The organism is Rhizobium sp. R711, from assembly GCF_002211365.1.
Classification (GTDB): domain Bacteria; phylum Pseudomonadota; class Alphaproteobacteria; order Rhizobiales; family Rhizobiaceae; genus Rhizobium.
This window is the reverse complement of the sequence record NZ_LOKZ01000021.1, coordinates 14,495-34,472: the sequence shown is the minus strand read 5'-3', so window position 1 is coordinate 34,472 and position 19,978 is coordinate 14,495. Positions and strand designations below refer to the sequence as shown.

At 59.4% G+C, this 19,978-nt stretch carries 18 protein-coding genes and 1 pseudogene; 5 read left to right on the top strand and 14 right to left on the bottom strand.

The genetic code is table 11. The features are described 5' to 3' along the window. Positions 1 to 109 precede the first annotated feature (109 nt). The 13 genes from ATY80_RS18045 to ATY80_RS17985 all read right to left on the bottom strand — a co-directional run bounded on the left by ATY80_RS18045 (position 110) and on the right by ATY80_RS17985 (position 13,356). Complete coding sequence (locus tag ATY80_RS18045) at positions 110 to 697, bottom strand: MCP four helix bundle domain-containing protein (protein WP_245306867.1); 588 nt, start codon at positions 695 to 697, stop codon at positions 110 to 112. A gap of 309 nt (positions 698 to 1,006) precedes the next feature. Next, positions 1,007 to 2,284, bottom strand: a complete 1,278-nt coding sequence (locus ATY80_RS18040) for a DUF3422 domain-containing protein (protein ID WP_088693731.1) — start codon at positions 2,282 to 2,284, stop codon at positions 1,007 to 1,009. A gap of 130 nt (positions 2,285 to 2,414) precedes the next feature. Further along, positions 2,415 to 3,062 carry a 3-oxo-tetronate 4-phosphate decarboxylase gene (gene otnC / locus ATY80_RS18035; RefSeq protein ID WP_088693730.1) on the bottom strand — a complete coding sequence of 216 codons (648 nt, stop codon included), beginning with the start codon at positions 3,060 to 3,062 and terminating at the stop codon, positions 2,415 to 2,417. Next, positions 3,059 to 4,333: a 3-oxo-tetronate kinase gene (gene otnK, locus ATY80_RS18030; RefSeq protein ID WP_088693729.1), complete on the bottom strand. Its 1,275-nt coding sequence runs from the start codon at positions 4,331 to 4,333 to the stop codon at positions 3,059 to 3,061. The genes otnC and otnK overlap by 4 nt, the downstream gene beginning before the upstream one ends. A gap of 3 nt (positions 4,334 to 4,336) precedes the next feature. Beyond that, the gene (locus ATY80_RS18025) at positions 4,337 to 5,815 is read right to left on the bottom strand and encodes an aldehyde dehydrogenase (RefSeq protein ID WP_088693728.1); all 1,479 of its coding nucleotides are present in this window, start codon (positions 5,813 to 5,815) and stop codon (positions 4,337 to 4,339) included. A gap of 14 nt (positions 5,816 to 5,829) precedes the next feature. Next, positions 5,830 to 6,540: a haloacid dehalogenase type II gene (locus ATY80_RS18020; RefSeq protein ID WP_088693727.1), complete on the bottom strand. Its 711-nt coding sequence runs from the start codon at positions 6,538 to 6,540 to the stop codon at positions 5,830 to 5,832. Next, a complete protein-coding gene (locus ATY80_RS18015) occupies positions 6,537 to 6,866 on the bottom strand; it encodes an antibiotic biosynthesis monooxygenase (RefSeq protein ID WP_088693726.1) in 330 nt (109 codons plus the stop codon). Before ATY80_RS18015 ends, ATY80_RS18020 begins: the two co-directional genes overlap by 4 nt. After that, a complete protein-coding gene (locus ATY80_RS18010; protein WP_088693725.1) occupies positions 6,863 to 7,978 on the bottom strand; it encodes an isocitrate/isopropylmalate dehydrogenase family protein in 1,116 nt (371 codons plus the stop codon). Before ATY80_RS18010 ends, ATY80_RS18015 begins: the two co-directional genes overlap by 4 nt. Positions 7,979 to 7,990: 12 nt before the next feature. Beyond that, on the bottom strand, positions 7,991 to 8,701 hold the full coding sequence (locus tag ATY80_RS18005) for a GntR family transcriptional regulator (RefSeq protein ID WP_088693724.1): 711 nt from the start codon (positions 8,699 to 8,701) through the stop codon (positions 7,991 to 7,993). 28 nt (positions 8,702 to 8,729) lie between these two features. Then, positions 8,730 to 9,590, bottom strand: a complete 861-nt coding sequence (locus tag ATY80_RS18000) for an NAD(P)-dependent oxidoreductase (RefSeq protein WP_088693723.1) — start codon at positions 9,588 to 9,590, stop codon at positions 8,730 to 8,732. A gap of 29 nt (positions 9,591 to 9,619) precedes the next feature. Next, entirely contained in the window at positions 9,620 to 10,597 is a 978-nt protein-coding gene (locus tag ATY80_RS17995; protein WP_088693722.1) for an ABC transporter permease, read from the bottom strand. Then, a complete protein-coding gene (locus ATY80_RS17990) occupies positions 10,587 to 12,170 on the bottom strand; it encodes a sugar ABC transporter ATP-binding protein (protein WP_088693721.1) in 1,584 nt (527 codons plus the stop codon). The genes ATY80_RS17995 and ATY80_RS17990 overlap by 11 nt, the downstream gene beginning before the upstream one ends. A gap of 55 nt (positions 12,171 to 12,225) precedes the next feature. Then, complete coding sequence (locus ATY80_RS17985) at positions 12,226 to 13,356, bottom strand: substrate-binding domain-containing protein (protein WP_088693720.1); 1,131 nt, start codon at positions 13,354 to 13,356, stop codon at positions 12,226 to 12,228. A gap of 324 nt (positions 13,357 to 13,680) precedes the next feature. Between ATY80_RS17985 and tkt the strand changes: the two genes are divergently transcribed. From tkt to ATY80_RS17960, 5 genes and pseudogenes are all read left to right on the top strand, one after another. Continuing rightward, positions 13,681 to 15,690, top strand: coding sequence for a transketolase (gene tkt, locus ATY80_RS17980; protein ID WP_088693719.1), 2,010 nt, complete (start codon positions 13,681 to 13,683; stop codon positions 15,688 to 15,690). After that, positions 15,687 to 16,709, top strand: a complete 1,023-nt coding sequence (locus ATY80_RS17975) for a class 1 fructose-bisphosphatase (protein WP_088693718.1) — start codon at positions 15,687 to 15,689, stop codon at positions 16,707 to 16,709. Before tkt ends, ATY80_RS17975 begins: the two co-directional genes overlap by 4 nt. Before the next feature lie 6 nt (positions 16,710 to 16,715). Next, positions 16,716 to 17,764 (top strand): annotated as a pseudogene (fba, locus tag ATY80_RS17970) (class II fructose-bisphosphate aldolase). A gap of 42 nt (positions 17,765 to 17,806) precedes the next feature. Further along, positions 17,807 to 18,577 carry a triose-phosphate isomerase gene (locus tag ATY80_RS17965; RefSeq protein ID WP_088693717.1) on the top strand — a complete coding sequence of 257 codons (771 nt, stop codon included), beginning with the start codon at positions 17,807 to 17,809 and terminating at the stop codon, positions 18,575 to 18,577. Positions 18,578 to 18,589: 12 nt separating this feature from the next. Further along, entirely contained in the window at positions 18,590 to 19,045 is a 456-nt protein-coding gene (locus ATY80_RS17960) for an RpiB/LacA/LacB family sugar-phosphate isomerase (protein ID WP_088693735.1), read from the top strand. A 216-nt stretch (positions 19,046 to 19,261) separates the two neighbouring features. Here ATY80_RS17960 and ATY80_RS17955 read toward each other — a convergent pair whose 3' ends face one another. Continuing rightward, positions 19,262 to 19,963: a GntR family transcriptional regulator gene (locus ATY80_RS17955; RefSeq protein ID WP_004129783.1), complete on the bottom strand. Its 702-nt coding sequence runs from the start codon at positions 19,961 to 19,963 to the stop codon at positions 19,262 to 19,264. Positions 19,964 to 19,978: the final 15 nt, after the last annotated feature.

The window sequence follows — 19,978 nt, the reverse complement described above, 5'->3', positions numbered from 1 at the left end:
AACTCGAATGCGAAGATCATCACTGAACGCTCGTGACATTCATACCTCCTGATTCGAAGGCAGGGAATCACGGCAAACAAAGCATGTCAGCAAAATTCCGATTCCGCGTTCAATGGACGTGCTCTAGCGTCAGAAATTTAAATTCATCAGAAGCTGCTTTAACTTTGCCACCAACGCCTTGGTTTAGAGCTTGCTCGTAATCAATCAACTTGTTCAGAGCACCAATCCATGCCGTCAACTTGGGTCTCAGTTCATTTAAGAGCAGCGGCTTTGCCTCGTCTCTTTTTCCGTCGAGCGTCAACTTGATGATGTCGGCAATCAAAGGCTCGGCGTCATTCTGAAAAGCCGTCAGACCTTCAGCGAGGCGACGCTCTGCGGGGGTGCTGGCGATGTCGGAATTAACGGCCTTTTGTAACTCCGCGAAGTTGGAAGCGTAGGATGCCTGCAGCTTTCTCATCATCACGATTGTCGTTGCTTGATCTGTATTCGAGTCAGTCAAAACGATGTCGCGCAACGCTACTGCTCGATCGCGGACCGAGCCCAGCATATCGATGCCATTCCGAAATTTTTGGCTATTACTGCCATTTATGAGGCTGAGCTTACCGTTGATCTCGTCGACCTGGCTGATTGACGAAAGAGACAGAACTCCCATTGCGCACAACAGCAACCCGAATGCGATAGACAAACGTATCGCCACGCCAAATTTCCGAATCCTCCACATTATTTCCCCTCCGGCTGAGCAAACCTTTTGAACTGCGCATGAGGTATAACCTTATACCTAATACCTTAACCGAAATTGAAGGGCGCAAGTGCGTCGTCTCTGGCATTGTTGATTGTCGCAGACGTCGTGGTGGCGAGAATGCCTGCCAAATCTTAGATTCAAAACGCAGTCCCCGAGCGAGCCATTACTGAAGAAGAGATGACCGCCTCCGCTGAACCGCCTCGTGGAGATACTCATGAGAGCTGCTTGATTGATCGAGCTTGTTGAGGCGAGGTTGCGCCGCCGCTAGCTCTCTGCTTTCAGCGCATGCTTGACGCGCAGAATGGTGATCACAACAGATCCCACAACGACCGGAACAGCGACGAGCATGATCATTGGATCGAAATGGAACCCAGCGTGGTCTGCCGTTTCATACACGAACTTCAGCAAGCTCAACAAATAGTAGCTTATTGCAATGATCGAAAAGCCTTCGACCGCGCGCTGGATCTTGACCTGCGTCGCGGCGCGATCAGCCATGGCCTGGATCTGTGTCGCGTTCTGGAATTCGATCTCGACCTGAATTCGGGTTTGCAACAAGTCGAGTAAGTGCATCGCGGCCCTCGATAGTTGCTCAAGCCTCAAGGCGGTCGCTTCACAGGTACGCACCGCTGGCTTGAACCGTCGCTCCACGAAGGTACCGAAGCGTTGAAAGCCGACGACGTGCGTTTCCCGTAAAAGCGCGATCCTCTCCTCAACGATCTTGGCGTAGGCTGCGGTTGCGCCGAACCTGTTTCTGGTCTCGGCGGTGGCCGAGATGACATGGGATGAGAGAGCGGTAATCTCCTCGAGCAATTGCTTGTGCTGATGCGCGGGCGTACGAAGATTGCGATTGGTCAGTTGAACCAGCTCCGTGTCATATCCGCCGAGAAGCGGGGCGAGACGACGCGCTTCCGGCAATCCGAGAAGCGCCATGGATCTGTAGGTTTCGATCTCGAAGATGCGGCGTACCATGCGCCCCAGGCGGTGTGCGTTCAGGTCCTTGTTGAACAGGATAATTCTACTTGAATTGTCCCCTCGAACACGAAAATCGGAGCAAACCTGCGCCGCGCCCCCACCGATCAATGAGGCGGCGGTATCACCGAAGCCGAAGGTTTCCAGCACCGGTCCCAGCTTGTCAGGAGGGTTCCCGAGGACAAGGATGCTGACGTGACAAACGAGCAGCGGTGAGATCAATCCTGCGAGCTCGGCAAAGTCACTTTCAAGGAGGTCAGATCCCGGCCAGCCCCCTGGCTCGCTGTCAAGTTTCCGGACGCGCGTAACCGTCACGAATTCAGTGTGCCTTTCGACTCTAACCGAAATCGTGCCATCAGCTTCGAGACTGTCGTGGAACTCCTTGATCACACCGTCTATGGGCATGAAAGCAACGTGCTCAACAATTGCGGGACCGTTGAAATAGATCGACGGTCGAGCGTGAAGCTCGGAGTTGAAGTCTGCCGTCTGCTGTTTGAAAGCAGTTGGACGAGAGATCTGTACACAAGGAGACATCGTTGCCGACGCTGCTTCTTCCGCACCCTTCGAGATCACGTCTATGTTCCCCATTTTCAGAAGTGCAAACACCGGCGAACCTTATGCGGCGAATGCAAGCAACTTGGAAGCCCGCCCGGATACGGCACCCAGACCCGCTGGGTTCCTCCTGGTTCGTAACGCGCTCTTCTCACCTCGAGAGATTGATCAAGGTGGCCCTTTCCTCGGCGGTGAGCGGCCGGACCTCGTGGTTCTGCAAGAGCAAGAAGAGCTTCGCCGTTTCCTCCAACTCCTCTGTCGCGTACTGGGCGTCCTTTAGGGACTTGCCCGCGACGACAGGTCCATGGTTTGCCATCAACACCGCATGATGGTTCGCGGCGGCGGCTCCCACCGCCGCCGCCAGCGCTTCGTCTCCGGGAGGAAAATACGGCACGAGCGGCAGGAAACCGATACGCATGACATAGTAGGCGGTCAGGGGCGGCAGAACGTCGCGCTCGTTGACCTGCTTCAGCAAGCTGACGGCAACCGAATAGGTTGAATGCAGGTGGACGACGGCTCGGCGATTGTCCTTACCGCAATACATGCACTTGTGGAGGAACGCCTCCTTGGTGGGCTTGTCACCTCCGACATGCACGCCTTCCGCCGAAAAGCAGGACAGCCGTGCTGGATCGAGCACGCCCAGCGAAGCGTTGGTGGGCGTCATCAGAATGCGACCGTCCGACAGACGGACGCTGATGTTGCCGGTCGATCCTGCGGTCAGCCCGCGGTCGAAGAGCGAGCGGCCGACCTCGACCATCTCGTCGCGGACCTTTGTCTCTTCGGATATGGAGCCTATCATCGGAGCCGGTCCCAAGCGTTCATGAAGAAGTCTCGTTCGCCGAAGTTGCCGGACTTCAACGCGAGTGACAGAGATCGCCCCTGGCTCTTTGCGTGTACCCACGGCACTCCGGCGGCGATTTCGTTGCCAATCGAGAGCTGGTCGACGCCTAGCGACTTCACCACCGCTCCCGACGTCTCGCCGCCGGCGACGATGAGATCGCTCACACCCTTCTCGACGAGCCTTCGCGCGATTGAGGAGAGGGCGGCCTCGACCATCTCGCCGGACTGCGCGGCGCCCAGCTTGCGTTGGTTTTCCTTCACCTCGTCGGGCAGAGCCGTCGCATAGATGAGAACAGGCTTGCGGCCCAGACGGGACGAGGCCCACTCGACGGCCTCGCCGACGACATCGCCGCCGTCCGCCAGCTTCGAGAGGTCGACGCGGAAACCCTCGTGGTCTGCGAGCATCGCCTCCACCTGTCCGTTGGTTGCGACCGAGCAGCTACCGGAGACGACGGCTCTGTAGCCTTCGTCCAAGTCAGTCGTAACGGCAGCGTCGCGGCTGTTCCCGCCGGCAAGAAGAACACGAGCCAGCCCATATGCCAGGCCCGACGCACCGGTGAACAGCACGAAATCCTTGAATGCCTGGGCAATCTCGACAAGGTCCTCGTCAGCCAGGGCGTCGATGACGACAATACGCGTGCCGTCGCCGTGAATGGGGGCGGCCCATTCGGCGATGGCGGACGCCCCTTGCTTCACCGTCTCGTAATAGCATCCGGTGATTTCGGCCCGCGACTGCGGCCCGAGCACCCGCAGCAGGTTCGCGTCTGTCATCGGCGTCAACGGATGATTGCGCATGCCGGACTCGTCCAGCGGCACGTCGCCGACGAACAGGTTGCCCTTGTAAACCGTCCGGCCGTTGGCAGGGAAGGCGGGGCAGGCGATCGTTATGGATTGGCCAAGCTCCGCAAGCATCGCGTCGGCGACCGGGCCGATGTTGCCCTTCGCCGTGGAATCGAACGTCGAGCAGTACTTGAAGTAGTACTTCTGCGCGCCACGGCCACGCAGCCATCGCAGTGCGGCCAAGGACTCCTCGACCGCCATTTGCGGAGGTGCCGTTCGAGTCTTGAGGGCGACAACGATTATGTCGGCGTCAATGTCTCTGTCGTCTTCAGGAACGCCGATCAGCACCGTCGTTTTGAGGCCGGCGCGCGCGAAGATGTTCGCGACGTCAGTCGCTCCCGTGAAATCGTCGGCCACGCAGCCGACCAGCAACTTTCCGGCGGCCACCATGGATCACCTCATGATGAAGGGGTTGGCGACGTCTTCAGCGGTCGAGATCATCACGCTCTTCGTCTGCATGTAGTTCTGGATCGAGGCGATGCCATTCTCGCGACCGATGCCGGAGTGCTTGTAGCCTCCAAGCGGCGACATATAGCTGATGACGCGGTAGGTATTGACCCAGATGGTGCCAGCCTGGATGGCGGCCGAAACCTTCAGGATACGACGCATGTCCTGGGTCCAGAAGCCCGCGGCCAGCCCGTAATTGGTGTCATTGGCAATATGCACGGCTTCCTCATCGCTGTCGAAGGGGATGACCGCCAGAACCGGGCCGAAGACCTCCTCCTGCGCGATGCGCATGTCGTTTCGGACCCCGGAGAAAATCGTAGGTTCGACGAACCAGCCCCTGGAGAGCTCGGCATTGTCCGGCCGCCCCCCACCGAGAACGCATTCGGCGCCTTCGCCTTTTGCGATGTTGATATAGCCGAGGATCTTCTCGAGTTGCGGCGGCGTCGTCACGGGGCCAACCTGCGTCGACGTCAAGAGCGGATCGCCCATTCTCGCCGTTTTTGCGAGGTTGACGATCTTCTCGAGAAACTGGTCGTGGATCTTTCGCTGCACGAGCAATCGTGAGCCCGCAATACATGTCTGTCCGGTGGCAGCGAAGATGCCGGAGATCACCCCGTTGACGGCATTGTCGATCTCCGCATCGTCGAAGACGATGTGCGGGCTCTTGCCGCCGAGTTCAAGCGTAACCTTCTTGAAGTTGCGCGCTGCAAGCTCGCCGATCTTGCGCCCGGTGCCTTCACTTCCCGTGAAAGCGATCTTGGCGACGTACTTGTGGGTCGTCAGCGTCTCGCCGACATCCGCGCCGAACCCTGTGACGACGTTGAAGACGCCCGCGGGAAAGCCAGTCTGCTCGACGAGCTTTGCGAACTCAAGGGTCGAAGCAGACGTGAACTCAGAGGGCTTTGCCACGAATGTGTTCCCTGCGGCGAGTGCCGGTGCCAGCTTGTAGGCGAGCAGCAGGAGAGGGGAGTTCCACGGCGTAATCCCGACGCAGACGCCGAGCGGCTCATTACGAGTGAAGTTGAAGGTGTCCGCCTTATCGATCGGGATGACCGCTCCTTCGATCTTGTCCGCCAGCCCGCCGAAGTAGTAGTACCACTGCGGGATGTATTTGAGCTGAAACAGCATCTCGTTGATGAGCTTGCCGTTGTCCGTAACCTCGATCGTCGCGAGATGCTCCGCATTCTCGGCGATCAGGTCGCCAAGACGCCGAAGAAGGTGTCCGCGGGCGCTCGCGGTGAGCTTCGGCCACGGACCGCTCGTGAAGGCGCGGTGCGCAGCCTCGACTGCTCGTTCCGCATCTTCCCTGCCGCCCTTCGGAATAGCGGCCCAGGTCTGCCCGTTGAAAGGGTTCTTCGTCTCGAACGTATCTCCGTTGGCAGCGTCTTCCCACTTGCCGTCGATGAACATCTTGTATGTCTGCATTATCTTTCTCTCTTCTAGCATCCGAGTTGTCGGGCGAGGTCTTCGAGATCGTCGGCGACGTAATCCCAGCGCTGCTCGGCTGTGAGGTCGGCCGTCTGGCCCTCGCCGTATTCGGTGGGTCGTGCGATGAATGCGGTTTTAAGGCCAAGGCTGCGCGCGGCGGCAAGATCGTAGTTGTGGGCAGCGCACATCATGACGGCCCCGGGCTCCAGATAAAGGAGTTTGCAGACCCCGAGGTAGGTCTCAGGATCGGGCTTGTAGTGCTGGAAAAGCTCGCAGGAGAACACGTTGTCCCACGGCAAGTCGGCATGCTTTGCCATATTGACGAGAATCGCGACATTGGCGTTGGACAGCGGGCCGATGATAAACTTCGACTTCAGCCGGTGTAGCCCGCGCGATGCGTCGGGCCAGCCGTCCAGGCGATGCCAGACCTTGTTGACGTGCATCATCCGGTCCTGGTCTAGTTCGGCCAGCCCCATCTCTGCGAACACTGCCTTCAAGGCATCGAAGTGAAGTTCGTCCAGGTTCGTCCACGGCAACTCGCCGCTGCGCACCCGCGCTTTCTGGGGATTGTAACGGTCTCGCCAGCGGTCGACGAGACCGGCCCAGTCGATCTGCAGGCCCTCCGCCGCGCCCCAGGCGGTGAGATCGCGGATGATTGAACCCCGCCAGTCGACGACAGTGCCGAACGTGTCGAAGACAATCGCCTTGACGTTGCTGGTCATCTCGCGCCCTCCTTCTCGTGGGACGAAATGCGCTCGAACGTTTCCACTCGCTTTTCGGCCACCCAATCTCGAACCATCGCATCAAAGCTCGTGAAGTGCGGCGTCTTCAGGTGGAAGTCGAAATCGGCTCTTGAGCCATAGACTTCATAGAGGTAGATGCGCTCGGGCCGCTCAGGATCGCGGCAGACATCGAACACTTCGCAGTTCGGTTCGTCGCGCAGCGACGTCGCCGCATTCTCGATTATCGCCGCATCGAAATTATCGGCGAATTGGTTTCGAACGACGAACTCTACGACCACGACAAAGCCTGTGGATGCCGAACTCATGCGACCTCCTTGCGGACGGCACCCAGAGCGCCGATCACGCTGCGCGTCATCTCCGCGCAATTGGCGCTTCCGCCATACTCCATTGGAACCGCGATCTTGGTCGACAAGGTGTGCTCGACCGCGGCCTCGATCAGCCCGGCGGCGTCAGCAAGCCGCTGATCGCCGTGCTTCACCGCCAGCCAGTCGAGCATCATCGCTCCCGACAGGAACATTGCGCCCGGATTGGCGACGCCCTTGCCCGCGATATCGGGAGCGGTCCCGTGTGCCGGCTGGAAGAGGCCGTGGGTATCGCCGATGTCCGCCGAAGGGGCCATACCCATGCCGCCGATCAGACCGGCCGCAAGGTCGGAAAGGATGTCGCCAAACATGTTCTCGGTCACCAGCACGTCAAGCGTCCAGGGCTTCTTCACCATGTTGAGCGCCAGCGCGTCGACATAGGCATAGTCCTTCTGCAACTCGGGGTGCTTGGCGGCGATCTCATCGAAAACCTTCCGGAAGAAAGCCATCGAACTGAAGACATTCGCCTTGTCGACGCAGGTCACCGTGCCGGCCTTGCCGCGACGTTTGCGCTGGGCGGCCAGCTGGAAAGCGAATTCGGTAACACGCTCGGTGCCGGCCCGCGTGATCTGCATCGTGTCGTAGGCCTCTTGGTCGTTTAGCACTTCGCCACGGCCACGCGCATAAAACAGTCCTTCTGTCTGCTCGCGGACCAGGACGAAGTCGATTCCTTCGGCGCGAGGATCGGACAGCACTTTCGGAAGGCCGGGAAACCACCGGATCGGACGGACACCTGCAAACAGGCCGAACTCCATGCGCAGGTCGAGCTGCGGAATGATTTCCGTCCCGTCCGGGAAGCGGATGTCGGGCCAGCCCATCGCGCCGAAGAGGATTGCGTCGGATGTCCGGCAGGCCTCGAGCGCGGCGGCGGGCAGGGCCTCGCCGGTCTCCGCGTAGTGCTGGGCACCGGCCTGATGCGTCTCGAACACGAGCGGTGGCGCGCCCGCCTGGCTGACGGCGGCGTCGATCAATTCCAGGCAGGCAGGCATGACTTCCCTGCCGATCCCGTCGCCGGGAAGGACTGCGATCTTGAGAGTGTTGTTCAACGATGACATTTGAAACCTGTCCTAGAGGTGGTTGAGGCCGAGGCGCTCGAGGAGGTCGAGCAGTTCCTTGCCTGCCCGCTCGCGGTGCGCCTTGTGAATGTTTCTTGCTTTTTCGCGGTCGCCTTCCCGGATTGCTTGCACGAGTTCTGCATGTTCGCGGGTTGAGTTAACCGGCTTGGGACGCATCTTCAGCGTCACCATCCTGACGCGATGTGCGCGGTCGATGAAATTGAGGACGACCGACTTGAGCATCTGGTTGCCGCCAAGTTCGAGCAGTTGCTCATGAAATCTCGCGTCCGCCTGCGCCCAGCGCTCCAAGTTATCTTGCGAAAGCGCATGGTCCATGTCGGCCGTCGCCCTTTCGAGACCCCGGAGTTGGTCCTCGGAAAGCCGGCGGCTGGCGGCAAGCTCTGCAGCCGTACTCTCCAGCGACGTCAGGATTTCGTAAATTTCCTTCATGTCAGAAATAGAAATCGGCAGGACCCGCATTCCGTGCCTCGGGATCACCGAGACAAGTCCGTCCTGCTGGAGGCGCATGAGCGCCTCCCTTACGGGCGTCCGGCTCATTCCCAACTGGGACGCGACTTCCTGTTCGGTCGCCTGGTAACCGGGCGCCCACTTGTTATCCAGGATGAGCTGGCGCAACCGAAGGTGCGCTGTCGCGGTCATTGTTTTCGCGAAGGCGTCCTCTTTGATCTCTGAGACCGGTGCTGTCTGTTTCCTGGTCGGCATTTTCTTTCCCTTCAAGCTGGCTGATTTCTCAGGAGCCTACATATTTTCGCCAGCTATGTTCAGGCTGGTATCCGAGAGCGCTCTTTGCTTTGTCGATGGACAGCAAGGTTTCGTTCTTCCCGATCTGCTTCTTGAACGGGACCCCCGGATACCACCTCCTGACGAGTTCCTCGTTGGAGGTGGTCATGACCCCATCGTCGTTTGCGATGATGAAAACCTCGGCACCTTTGCCGCTCCACTCGAGCGAGCGACGGATCGCCTGTGCCCCGTCGCGGGCGTCGATATAGGTCCAAAGGTTGAAGCGTCTGCTGCCCGGGTTCTGCTCGAAGGCCGGGAAGTCGGCATACTCGCTCTCGTCCATAACGTTGGAGAAGCGTAGGCAAACGATCTTGAGCTCGCTGTCCCAGCGGCAATACTGCTTTGCCATCTCCTCGCCGAGATGCTTCGAGAGGGAATAGGAGGTTTCCGGGCGCGACTGATAATTCTCGTCCGCCGGCAGATAGTCAGGCTTGATCTCGTAAGGAATGCCGAGCAGGGTCTCGCTCGACGCCCACACGATGTTCTTGATGCCGAGCAAGCGGCATGACTCGAAAACATTGAACGTCGAGATGGTGTTGACCCGGAAAACATCCGCAGGAGCAACGCGCCCCGGCATCGGCACAGCGGCCAGATGGACGACGGCTTCAGTGTTGCGATTGTGGTCCCAATCAAAGCCACTGATCGCCTCGATCGTGGCGCGCATATCCTCGAAATCGACCTTGACGAAGGGGCAGAGGTTTTCTGGCGGAGCGATCGTATCCGCGTTGATGACGTCGTGGCCGCTCTCAACCAGATGCTTGATCGTGGCTCTACCCAGTTTGCCGCTGCCGCCTGTTACTAAAACTCTCATATCGTAATACCTCCGTAGAACCTTCCAGGTTAGCGGCTTCGGCCGACCGCCACAGCCAGGATGATGAGCATTCCGCGCGCGATGAGCTGCTGGCTGTAGTCGAGGCCGCCAAGAATAAGACCGTTGTTGATGATACCGATGAGCAGGGCACCGACGATGGAACCGATCACGGTGCCGCGTCCGCCGAATAGGCTGGTACCGCCGAGAACCACGGCTGCAATGACAGACAGCTCATCACCTTCGCCAAGCTGGAAGCGTCCAGACTGCAGGCGTCCAGCATAGAGCATGCCAGCGATCGCAGCGGCCATCCCCGTCAGTAGCAGCACCTGGAACTTGATTTTCCGGACATCGACGCCGCTGTAGCGAGCTGCGATCGAGTTTCCGCCTGCCGACATGACCTTGCGGCCGAACGGTGTCTTTCGGAGCGCGATATGGGCGATCATGCCCAGAACGGCGACCCAGACAACGAGGACAGGAACAGGGCCGATGTTGCCGGAACCAAAGACGAAAATGAACGTGTCGTTGATAATTGGAACAGGCGAAGTGCCGCTTACCCACATTCCGACCCCTCGCGCGATCCCCATCATGCCGAGCGTCACCAAGAACGACGGGATGTTGAGATAGGCAGTCAGGCCGCCGTTTATGGCGCCTACCAGCAGCCCGAGGGTCAAGCCCGCGAGAATGCCGGGGAATAGACCGTACTTGCTCAGCACCAGGCCAGCGACCACCGACGACAGTCCGGCAATGGCTCCGACCGAGAGGTCGATCTCGCCCGCCGAGAGTACGAACGACATTGCCATGGAAACGATGGCGACGATCGCAGTCTGCCGCAGGATGTTGAGCAGATTGTTTGAAGATAGGAATCCGCGATCCTGCAGGAGGATCGCGAAGACGATGAAGATGACGACGAAGCCGATGTAGACGACGTAGTCGCGCCAGTTGCTGTGCCACGGCCGCATGTGGGTTGCATCCGTCTCTGTGTTCAATGTCTTGGCTTCAGTGGACATTTTGGGTTGCCTTCTGAATCGCGACCTGCAGACCGAGTTCGGTGCGGATCAGCGGAGATTGAGTTTCGTCGCCGGCAATCGTGGCCCAGCTTTCGATTTCGTCGCGCTCGATTTCGCGCGCGAGACGTCCGTTGTTCATGACCAGGATGCGGTCGCTCGTTGCCAGAAGCTCGGCTGGTTCCGACGAGATGACGATGACGGACTTTCCGGAGGAGGCGACGCTCCGAATGAGTTCTACGATCTCGGCCTTTGAACCGATGTCTACGCCTGCTGTCGGTTCGTCGAGAATGACAACCGAAGGATCAATCGCTAGCCATTTGGCAATAACGATCTTCTGCTGGTTGCCGCCGGAAAGGTTCCTGACCTTGTTGTCAGCGGACGGCGTCTTGATCCTCAGTTGCTTGATGAGATCGGAGGTCAGTGTTCCCTCGCGTCGACGGTCGATGAAGGGACCGCGGACGAGCTGACCGATCTGCGGCAGTCCAAGATTGTCGCCGACGCTGTGCTCGACAACCAGACCTTCCTCGTGGCGGCTCTCCGGAACAAGCACGATGCCAGCCTTGATCGCATCCGAAGGTGACTTGAACTCAACGGCTGTGTCGCCGAGTTCTACGGTTCCCGCAGTTTTCTTATCGACGCCGAAAAGAAGGCGGGCAAGCTCGCTCCGGCCAGCGCCCATGAGGCCTGCTATTCCCACAATCTCGCCCCTGTGGACGTCGAAGCTGACATCGCTGGGTTTTCCCGAAGGGCCCGAAAGGCCACGTACGCTCAGCGCGGGTTTGCCGCTGCGATCAATGGCGCGCGCCTGGTATTGGAAACCGGTGACACGCTTGCCGACCATGTGCTGCACGATCGAGTCGAGCGTGAATTCGGATGTCTTCCCGGAGGTCACGTTCTGACCGTCACGCAGAATTGTAATCTCGTCGGCGATCGTCATGATCTCGGTCATGCGATGGGAAACGTAGATCACGGCTGTTCCCGCCGCAGTGAGCTTCTTCAACATGCCGAACAGAGTGTCGGCTTCCTGTGCGCTCAGCGACGAGGTTGGTTCGTCAAGGATAAGGATCCTGGCATCCTGATGAATGGCCTTGGCGATCTCGGTCAGCTGGGCCTGGCCGGGGCTGAGTTCAAAAACAGGCGTCCTCGGATCAACCGTGAGGTTGAGTTGGCCGATGATCTCGGCTGCCTGTGCGATTTCCCTGCGCTCGTCGACCAAGATCGACAGGCGGCGGGGCTCCCGGTTCAGGAAAATGTTCTGGGCGACCGTGAGGGTGGGGATCAGGCTGAGGTCCTGGAAGATCATCTCAATGCCGAGCCTGCGGGAATTCTCCGGAGAGCTTGACGACATGTGCTCGCCAAAAACCTCGATGGATCCCTCCGTGGGTGTGACCACACCCTGCAGGATCTTCAACAGCGTAGACTTGCCGGCGCCATTTTCGCCGACCAGCGCATGGATTGTCCCGGGTTGGATTGTCAGGCTGACACCGCGCAATGCGTGCACGCCGCCAAACGATTTCCTCACGTCGCGCATCCTGACGGCGGCGAGGGTTTCGGTGACTGCTTGAGTGTTCATGGTCGTTGTCCGCCGCTGGGGCACGGGGAGCGGCCGGAGCCGCTCCCGCGCACCGTTAGTTCATTGCGTCGGTGAGAATCTTCGGTGCCTGGTCGCCGTTCGACTGCGGCCACGCCTCGATCAGGTTATCGCGGGTCACCGCAAGGGCCGGGAGCACGACGTAGGGAGGTGCGTCCTTTCCGAGTAGGGCGTATCCGGCAAGGATGCCCTCGGCATAACCGGCGCCGTACGGACGCTGGGATCCGGTTCCCTTGACGTAACCCTTCTTAGCCATGTCGATCGAGATGTTGACGCCAAGGTCGCAAGTGGTGATGACGAGGCTCTTGGACGCGCCCGCTGCACGCGCCGCTGACAGGACGCCTTCTGTTGGAACGTCCCACACGGCCCAGATGCCATTGAGGTTGGGGTGGGCCGTCAGCATTGCGGAGGCGACGCGCTCGGATTCGCTTGAGAAATCAGGGCCTCCGACACCGGTCTCCTGGACGACCTTGATATCCGGATAATCCTTGATCGCTTCCTTGAAGCCGACCGCGCGTTCTTTGGTGGCAAAAAGGTCGGACGCATGCGGGATGAGACCGATTTCGCCCTTGCCGTCGAGCGCCTTGGCCATGAGCAGTGCGGCGACCTTTCCCATCCCGCGGTTGTCGGAAGAGACGAGGCTCACATAGTCTTTGCCAGCCTTCATCCCGGCGCCGGTCTGGTCAAGGAAGATGATTTTAATGCCAGCGGCAGCAGCTTTCTTGTATGCTGCGGCCGTGGCTGACTGCTCGGCGGGAACGGTGATCATGACGTCAGGTTTGAGCGCCATGACGCTTTCGATGTCTGAAACTTGCTGCTCCGCGCGATATCCAGCATCAGTCGTCGCAACGATTTCGACGCCGAGCTCTTCCAGGGCCTTCTTTTGCCCGGCCATCTGGGCCTTGGCCCAGTCAGACGCCGTGTAGTGCATCACAATGGCCGCTTTGGCATGCTTCGCCTTGATCTTTTCGATCTCTTCGGCGGATAGCTTCAGGTCGCTCGCGAGGGTCGCTTTTTCGCCGTTGGGCCCGCTTGCCGGGTGACTTTCAATATCCTTGATCTGTTTATCGATATCGACCGCGAAGGCGCTCGGCGCATAGGCAGCGCTACCGCCGAGGGCAGTGGCAAGGGCGATCATCTGCAGGGACTTGGGCATCGTCAAAGGCATTTCGGTTCCTCCCTTTAAGGCCTATTGAGTTCCTCGAATTCAATAACGTATACGTTAATGCATTTGTAAAAGCTGTCAACTGAAGAAATGTCGGGAAACATCGGCGAGCCGAATTGAGCATCCCGATCCTTACGGCTCCCGATCGACGCGGTAGCCAAATAAAAGCTATTGCGCAAATAGAAAGGTATAAGGTATGAGGTATGATGTTCATAGGCAGACTTTTTGCAGCGGAATGTGATATTGTTATCTTTGTAGCATATAGTACGTTATTTTGTGTTTCGATATTGTGATATCCAGAAAAGTGCGCCACATTGGTCGCGGTTTATGAGGGAGGAAGAATTGACAGCAGCAGTTTCGATCCGCGATCTCGCGAACGCTATCCGTGTCCTGTCAATCGACGCGGTTGAGGCCGCAAAGTCCGGGCACCCCGGAATGCCCATGGGCATGGCTGATGCGGCGGCGGTGCTGTTCGGCCGGCACCTCAAGTTCGATTCAAGCGAACCTGGCTGGCCGGACCGCGATCGTTTCGTCCTGTCGAACGGCCATGGCTCGATGCTGCTCTACAGCCTTCTGCACCTCACCGGGTACGAAGACATGACGATTGAGCAGGTTCGCAACTTCCGCCAATGGGGCTCCAAAACGCCAGGTCATCCCGAATATGGGCACACCGCTGGCGTCGAGACGACCACCGGGCCGCTCGGACAGGGGATCGCGTCGGCTGTCGGAATGGCTATCGCGGAGCGGCGCCTATCAACCGAATTTGGCGCAGCGCTTGTCGATCACCGGACCTACGTTTTCTGTGGAGATGGGTGTCTCATGGAAGGTGTTGGTCAGGAAGCTGCTTCGCTGGCCGGCCACCTGCAGCTCGGCAAGTTGATCGTCCTTTACGACGACAACTCCATCACCATCGACGGCTCGACCGCAATCGCGTTTTCGGAAGATGTGCTCGCGAGGTTCGACGCGTACGGATGGCACACGCAGCGCGTTGACGGTCATGATCCGGATGCGATCGACGCGGCGATCTCGCAGGCGAAGGCGGAAGCATCCAGACCATCCCTCATAGCCCTGAAAACCATCATTGGATACGGCTCTCCGTCAAGGGCAGGAACAAGCTCCGTACATGGTGCACCGCTCGGCGCCAGCGAAGCCGCCGCGACGAAGGCAGTCTATGGCTGGACGGCGGACACTTTCGAGATTCCTGCTCCAATCCTCAAAACTTGGCGCGAAGTCGGCGCGAAGGGCGCCAAGGCGCGCAAGGACTGGCAAGCGCGGCTCGAAGCAGCGGGCGCAGATGTCAGAAGTGAGTTTGAACGCCGCACCGCCGGCTCATTGCCAGCGCGATATGAGGAAGCGGTCAACGCCGCCAAGGCAAAGCTGCTCGACAAGCCGCAATCAGTGGCAACGCGTAAGGCAAGCCAGATCGCACTGGAAGCGCTGACGGAGATGCTTCCGGAAATGATCGGCGGGTCCGCCGACCTCACCCACTCAAACTTGACCCGGGTTCCGGCCGTCGACAGCGATTTCACCGCCGCTGCAAGCGGGCGGTATGTCAGCTATGGCGTTAGAGAGTTTGCCATGGCCGCCGCGATGAACGGCATGGCGGCTCACGGCGGCGTCATACCCTATGGCGGCACGTTCCTTGTGTTCTCGGATTATTGCCGCAACGCCATTCGTGTGGCGGCTTTGATGGGCGTCCGCTCTATCTTCGTGATGACGCATGATTCGATCGGTCTTGGCGAAGACGGTCCGACCCACCAGCCCGTCGAGCATCTCGCCAGCCTCAGGGCGATGCCGAACTTGCATGTGTTCCGGCCCGCCGACACGATCGAAACGCTGGAATGCTGGGACCTTGCGATAACCAGCAAGAACACTCCGTCGGTTCTGGCTCTCTCGCGGCAGAATGTCCCCCAGCTCCGCTCGGAGCGTGACGACATCAATCGCTGCGCACGCGGTGCCTACGTGCTGCGGGAAGCCAGTACCCAACGCGCCGTTACGCTTATTGCCACCGGAACAGAGGTCGCACTTGCGATCCAAGCCGCCGAAGAGCTCGAGGCGAGAAACGTTCCCGCCGCGGTCGTCTCGATGCCGAGCTGGGATCTCTTCGAACAGCAGCCCAAGGATTACCGCAGCTCGGTCCTCGGCAACGCGCCGCGCATTGCCGTGGAAGCGCTCTCGAAGTTCGGCTGGACTAGGTATGTCGACAGCGAAGACGACGTGATTGGGATGTCCGGCTTTGGAGCGTCTGCGCCGGCCGAGACGCTGTACGAGCAATTTGGGATCACGCGTGACGCAATCGTCACGCGCGCCCTAGCAAGGATAAGGGGCAAGCAATGAGCGCACCGGCGACACCCGGAAATGACGAAGCGGGCGTCCAGTATGGTTCTGTCGATGAGTACCTCTCGACCTGGGCTGCTGAGGATTTGTCCCGTCAGGGGGTGGCGGCTCTAATCAACGGTGTGTTGGATGCCGCCTGTCTTTTATCCGCACGCATCGCAGCCGGTTCCCTGGAGGGCGATCTGGCCCACCTTGTCGGATCAAATACCGACGGTGATGCGCAAAAGGCAATCGACATCGCGTCGCACGAGTTGTTCGTCGAAATACTCGCACGCGCAGGCGCTGCCAGGGTCCTGTCCGAGGAGGCCGACGCGCCAGTTATGCTCAATGGCCAGCATTTTGCGGTCGCAATCGATCCGATCGACGGTTCAGGCAATGTCGGGCTGGGCACGCCCGTCGGCACGATCTTCTCGATCATGCCTTTCTGCGAAGCTGAAGATCCCTTTTTAACCCCTGGAAAGCGCCAGGCCGCGGCCGGTTATGTCTCATTCGGCAACACGGTCGATTTGGGCTTTTCGGTCGGTGAGGGTGTGCTGCTGGCGACGATGCATCCCCAAACCGGCGAGTTCCTGATCGTCAAAAGGCAGGTTCAGATACCTCGCGACACGTCCGAGCTTGCATATAACGCTTCCAACCACCGTCACCTTCACCCTGCCATGAGCCTGTATCTTCAGGATTGTCTGACCGGCAAGGAGGGAACGCGCGGCCGCGATTTCAACATGCGTTGGCTCGGATCGGCAGTCGGAGAGCTCCACCGGATCCTGATCAGGGGCGGTGTGTTCTTCTACGCCGGCGACAAGCGACCCGGCTTTGAAAATGGGCGCCTTCGCCTGGTGTATGAAGCGAACCCGATCGCGTTCCTGATGGAGCAGGCCGGGGGGCGGGCTACCGACGGCACGACCGCCATCCTGGACAAGATCCCGACCTCTCACCATTGCCGCACGCCGCTGGTCTTCGGTTCGGCGACGGAGGTCGACCTGATCGCAAGCTATCTCAATTCCAATCCAACCAGCGAGTAACACGTCATGGCCAGGATTACTCTCCGCCAGCTGCTGGATGATGCCGCCGAACACGGCTACGGCGTCCCGGCGTTCAACATTAACAACATGGAACAGGCGCTTGCCATCATGGAAGCGGCCGACGGAACGGATTCGCCTGTGATTCTCCAGGCGAGCCGTGGGGCCCGAGCCTATGTCAACGACATCATGCTCAAGCACATGATGGAGGCGGTGACGGAAATCTATCCGCATATCCCCGTTTGCGTCCATCTTGACCACGGAAACGAGCCGAGCACCTGCGTCACCGCGATCCAGCATGGTTTTACGTCCGTCATGATGGACGGATCGATCCTTGCTGACGGGAAAACCGCGGCGGATTGGGACTACAACGTCAAGGTCACGAGAAGCGTCAGCGACACGGCCCATTGGGCAGGGGTTTCGGTGGAAGGGGAGCTTGGCGTTCTGGGCTCGCTTGAGACCGGTACGGGCGAGGCGGAAGACGGTCACGGCGTCGAAGGCAAGCTCGATCCGCATCAGCTTCTGACCGATCCGGAGGAGGCGGCGAAATTTGTCGCGGAGACCAAGGTGGATGCGCTTGCCGTCGCAATGGGCACCAGCCATGGCGCCTACAAGTTCTCACGCCGGCCGGACGGTACGTGCTGGCAATGGATGTTATCGAGGCGATCCACCGGAAACTTCCGAATACCCATCTCGTCATGCACGGTTCGTCAAGCGTGCCGGAGGAGTTGCAGGAAATTTTCAATCGCTTCGGCGGGCGGATGAAGCCCACCTGGGGCGTGCCGCTCGAGGAAATCCTGCGCGGCATTCGGCATGGTGTGCGAAAGGTCAACATCGACACTGATTGCCGCATGGCAATGACCGGGCAGGTTCGCCGAGTGCTGTCCGAAGATCCGACAGAATTCGACCCTCGCAAATATTTGAAGCCTGCAATGACGGCGCTTTCAAAGCTGTGCTGCGAGAGATTCGAAGCTTTCGGAACGGCAGGGCGCGCAAGCTCCATTCACGTTGTGCCGCTCGCGGAAATGGCGAAGCGGTATCGAGCCGGCTCGCTCTAGGTCGGCCAACATCCATTTGAACGCAAACGTGGTGAAGCGGCGATGACCGAGAAGAAAACCCTCTGGATTGGCACCAGCTGGAAGATGAACAAGACGCTTGCCGATGCCGCGCAGTTTGCGCACGGTCTCAGGGCCGCAGACATCACGTCCCATCCGCGCATCCAGCGCTTTGTCATCCCTCCTTTCACTGTTGTCCGGGAAGTGAAGACCACGTTGGCGGGCACGTCGGTGAAGGTCGGCGCGCAGAACATGCACTGGGACGAGGAGGGCGCCTGGACGGGCGAGATTTCGCCCTTGATGCTTAAGGACTGCAACCTCGACATCGTCGAGCTTGGTCACTCCGAGAGGCGTGAACATTTCGGTGAGACGGACGTGACCGTGGGACTGAAAGTCGAGGCGGCGGTTCGCCACGGCTTGATCCCGCTCATCTGCATAGGGGAGACACTTCCCGAACGCGAGGCCGGGCGAGCCCGCGACGTCCTCGAGCGCCAGGTTCGCGGCGCGTTGGGAAGCCTTTCTACCGACCAGAAGGACAAACCGATACTGCTTGCCTACGAGCCTGTTTGGGCCATTGGCGTCGATGGGATCCCCGCGACAGCGGACTACGCTGACGCCCGCCAGGCCGAGATTATCGCGTTCGCGGAAGCCGTGCTCGGTCGGCGCATTCCCTGCCTCTACGGCGGTTCGGTCAACGCGGACAACTGCGAAGAGCTCATATCCTGCCCTCATGTCGATGGGCTGTTCATCGGCCGCTCGGCGTGGAAGATCGAGGGCTACCTCGACATCCTCGAAAAGTGCGCGGCCAAAATCTGAGGAGTGATGAAGATGAAAATTGCAGTAGCAGGCGACAGCGCGGGCGAAGGACTCGCCAAGGTCCTCGCCGATTATCTCAAGGACCGGTTCGAGGTGTTCGAGGTCTCCCGGACTGACGCCGGTCTCGACGATTTCTACGCGAACCTCTCCGACAGGGTCGCCAACGGCGTGCTCGACGGCATCTACGACAAGGCCATCCTGGTGTGCGGCACCGGGATCGGCGTCTGCATTTCGGCAAACAAGGTGCCGGGCATAAGGGCAGCCCTCACACACGATACTTATTCCGCCGAACGGGCGGCGTTGTCGAACAACGCCCAGATCATCACCATGGGCGCCCGCGTCATTGGATCGGAACTTGCGAAGACGATCGTCGACTCCTTCCTCGCCCAGAGGTTCGACGAGAACGGTCGCTCGGCCAGCAATGTTGCCGCCATCGACGAGGTCGATACGAAATACCACGCCCGCTAGTTGCAAAGCTGGGCAAGCATTGCTCGCGGTCGAGGCGCCAGGCGCGATCAGCCTGGCGCATTATCGTTTTCTGGCAATTTTCAGAACCCGACGAATAGGCCGGGCGGCATACGGTATCCGGGCTTCGCGTCCGCCTTCAGATGCCGCCGGTGATGATCGCAGTGCGACCTGCGGGAAATGCAAGATGCGCCACGCCTTGACGTGATGCCCTGGCTGTCATTTCAGCAGGGATGTGCGGAAGTGTTCCATGTTTTCCTCGACGCTCTCGCGGCTGAGGTCACCGGTCTTTCTGTCCCGGATCATCTGAAACATGTGTTCGTGGAGATCGACTGCGCGCCATTTGCCACTGACCTCTAGCGATTTTTGCACCCAAGGCGCGACCATCGTCAGCACGAAGTCGGCGATCACGACGATCAACGGGTTTCCGGCAGCTTTGTATATTGCTCGGTGGAAATCGAGGTCGGCCTTGAGGAGATCTTCGATCGCGGAGTTCGCATCCTCCGACAGCCTTTTTAGTCGGTCGATGCACTCTCTCATCGTGGCGAGGTCTTCGTCCGTACGCCGCAGCGACGCGAGTTCTGAACAGTTGCGGTCGAAAATGTATCGCAGTTCCATCAGCATCTCAGGCGTCGAGCTCTGAAGATAGAGCTGAAACATCGCGAGCGGCATCGCCGGAAGGCCTTCGTCCTTACGGATGTAATTTCCAAAGCCATGACGCGTCTCGACAAGACCCGAGACCGCGAGCGTTTTGATCGCCTCTCTGATTGGAGTGCGACTGATGCCGAGAAGCTGGGCCAGCTCTTTTTCATTGGGAAGTTTGTCACCAGGCCCGAGGTTGCCTTTGGCAATTTCGCCCGTAATGTAGTCGAGCGCTATGTCCAGCCGGCTTGGGATTTTCTTTGGGTCAACAGACAGCATTCCTGGTCACGCTCC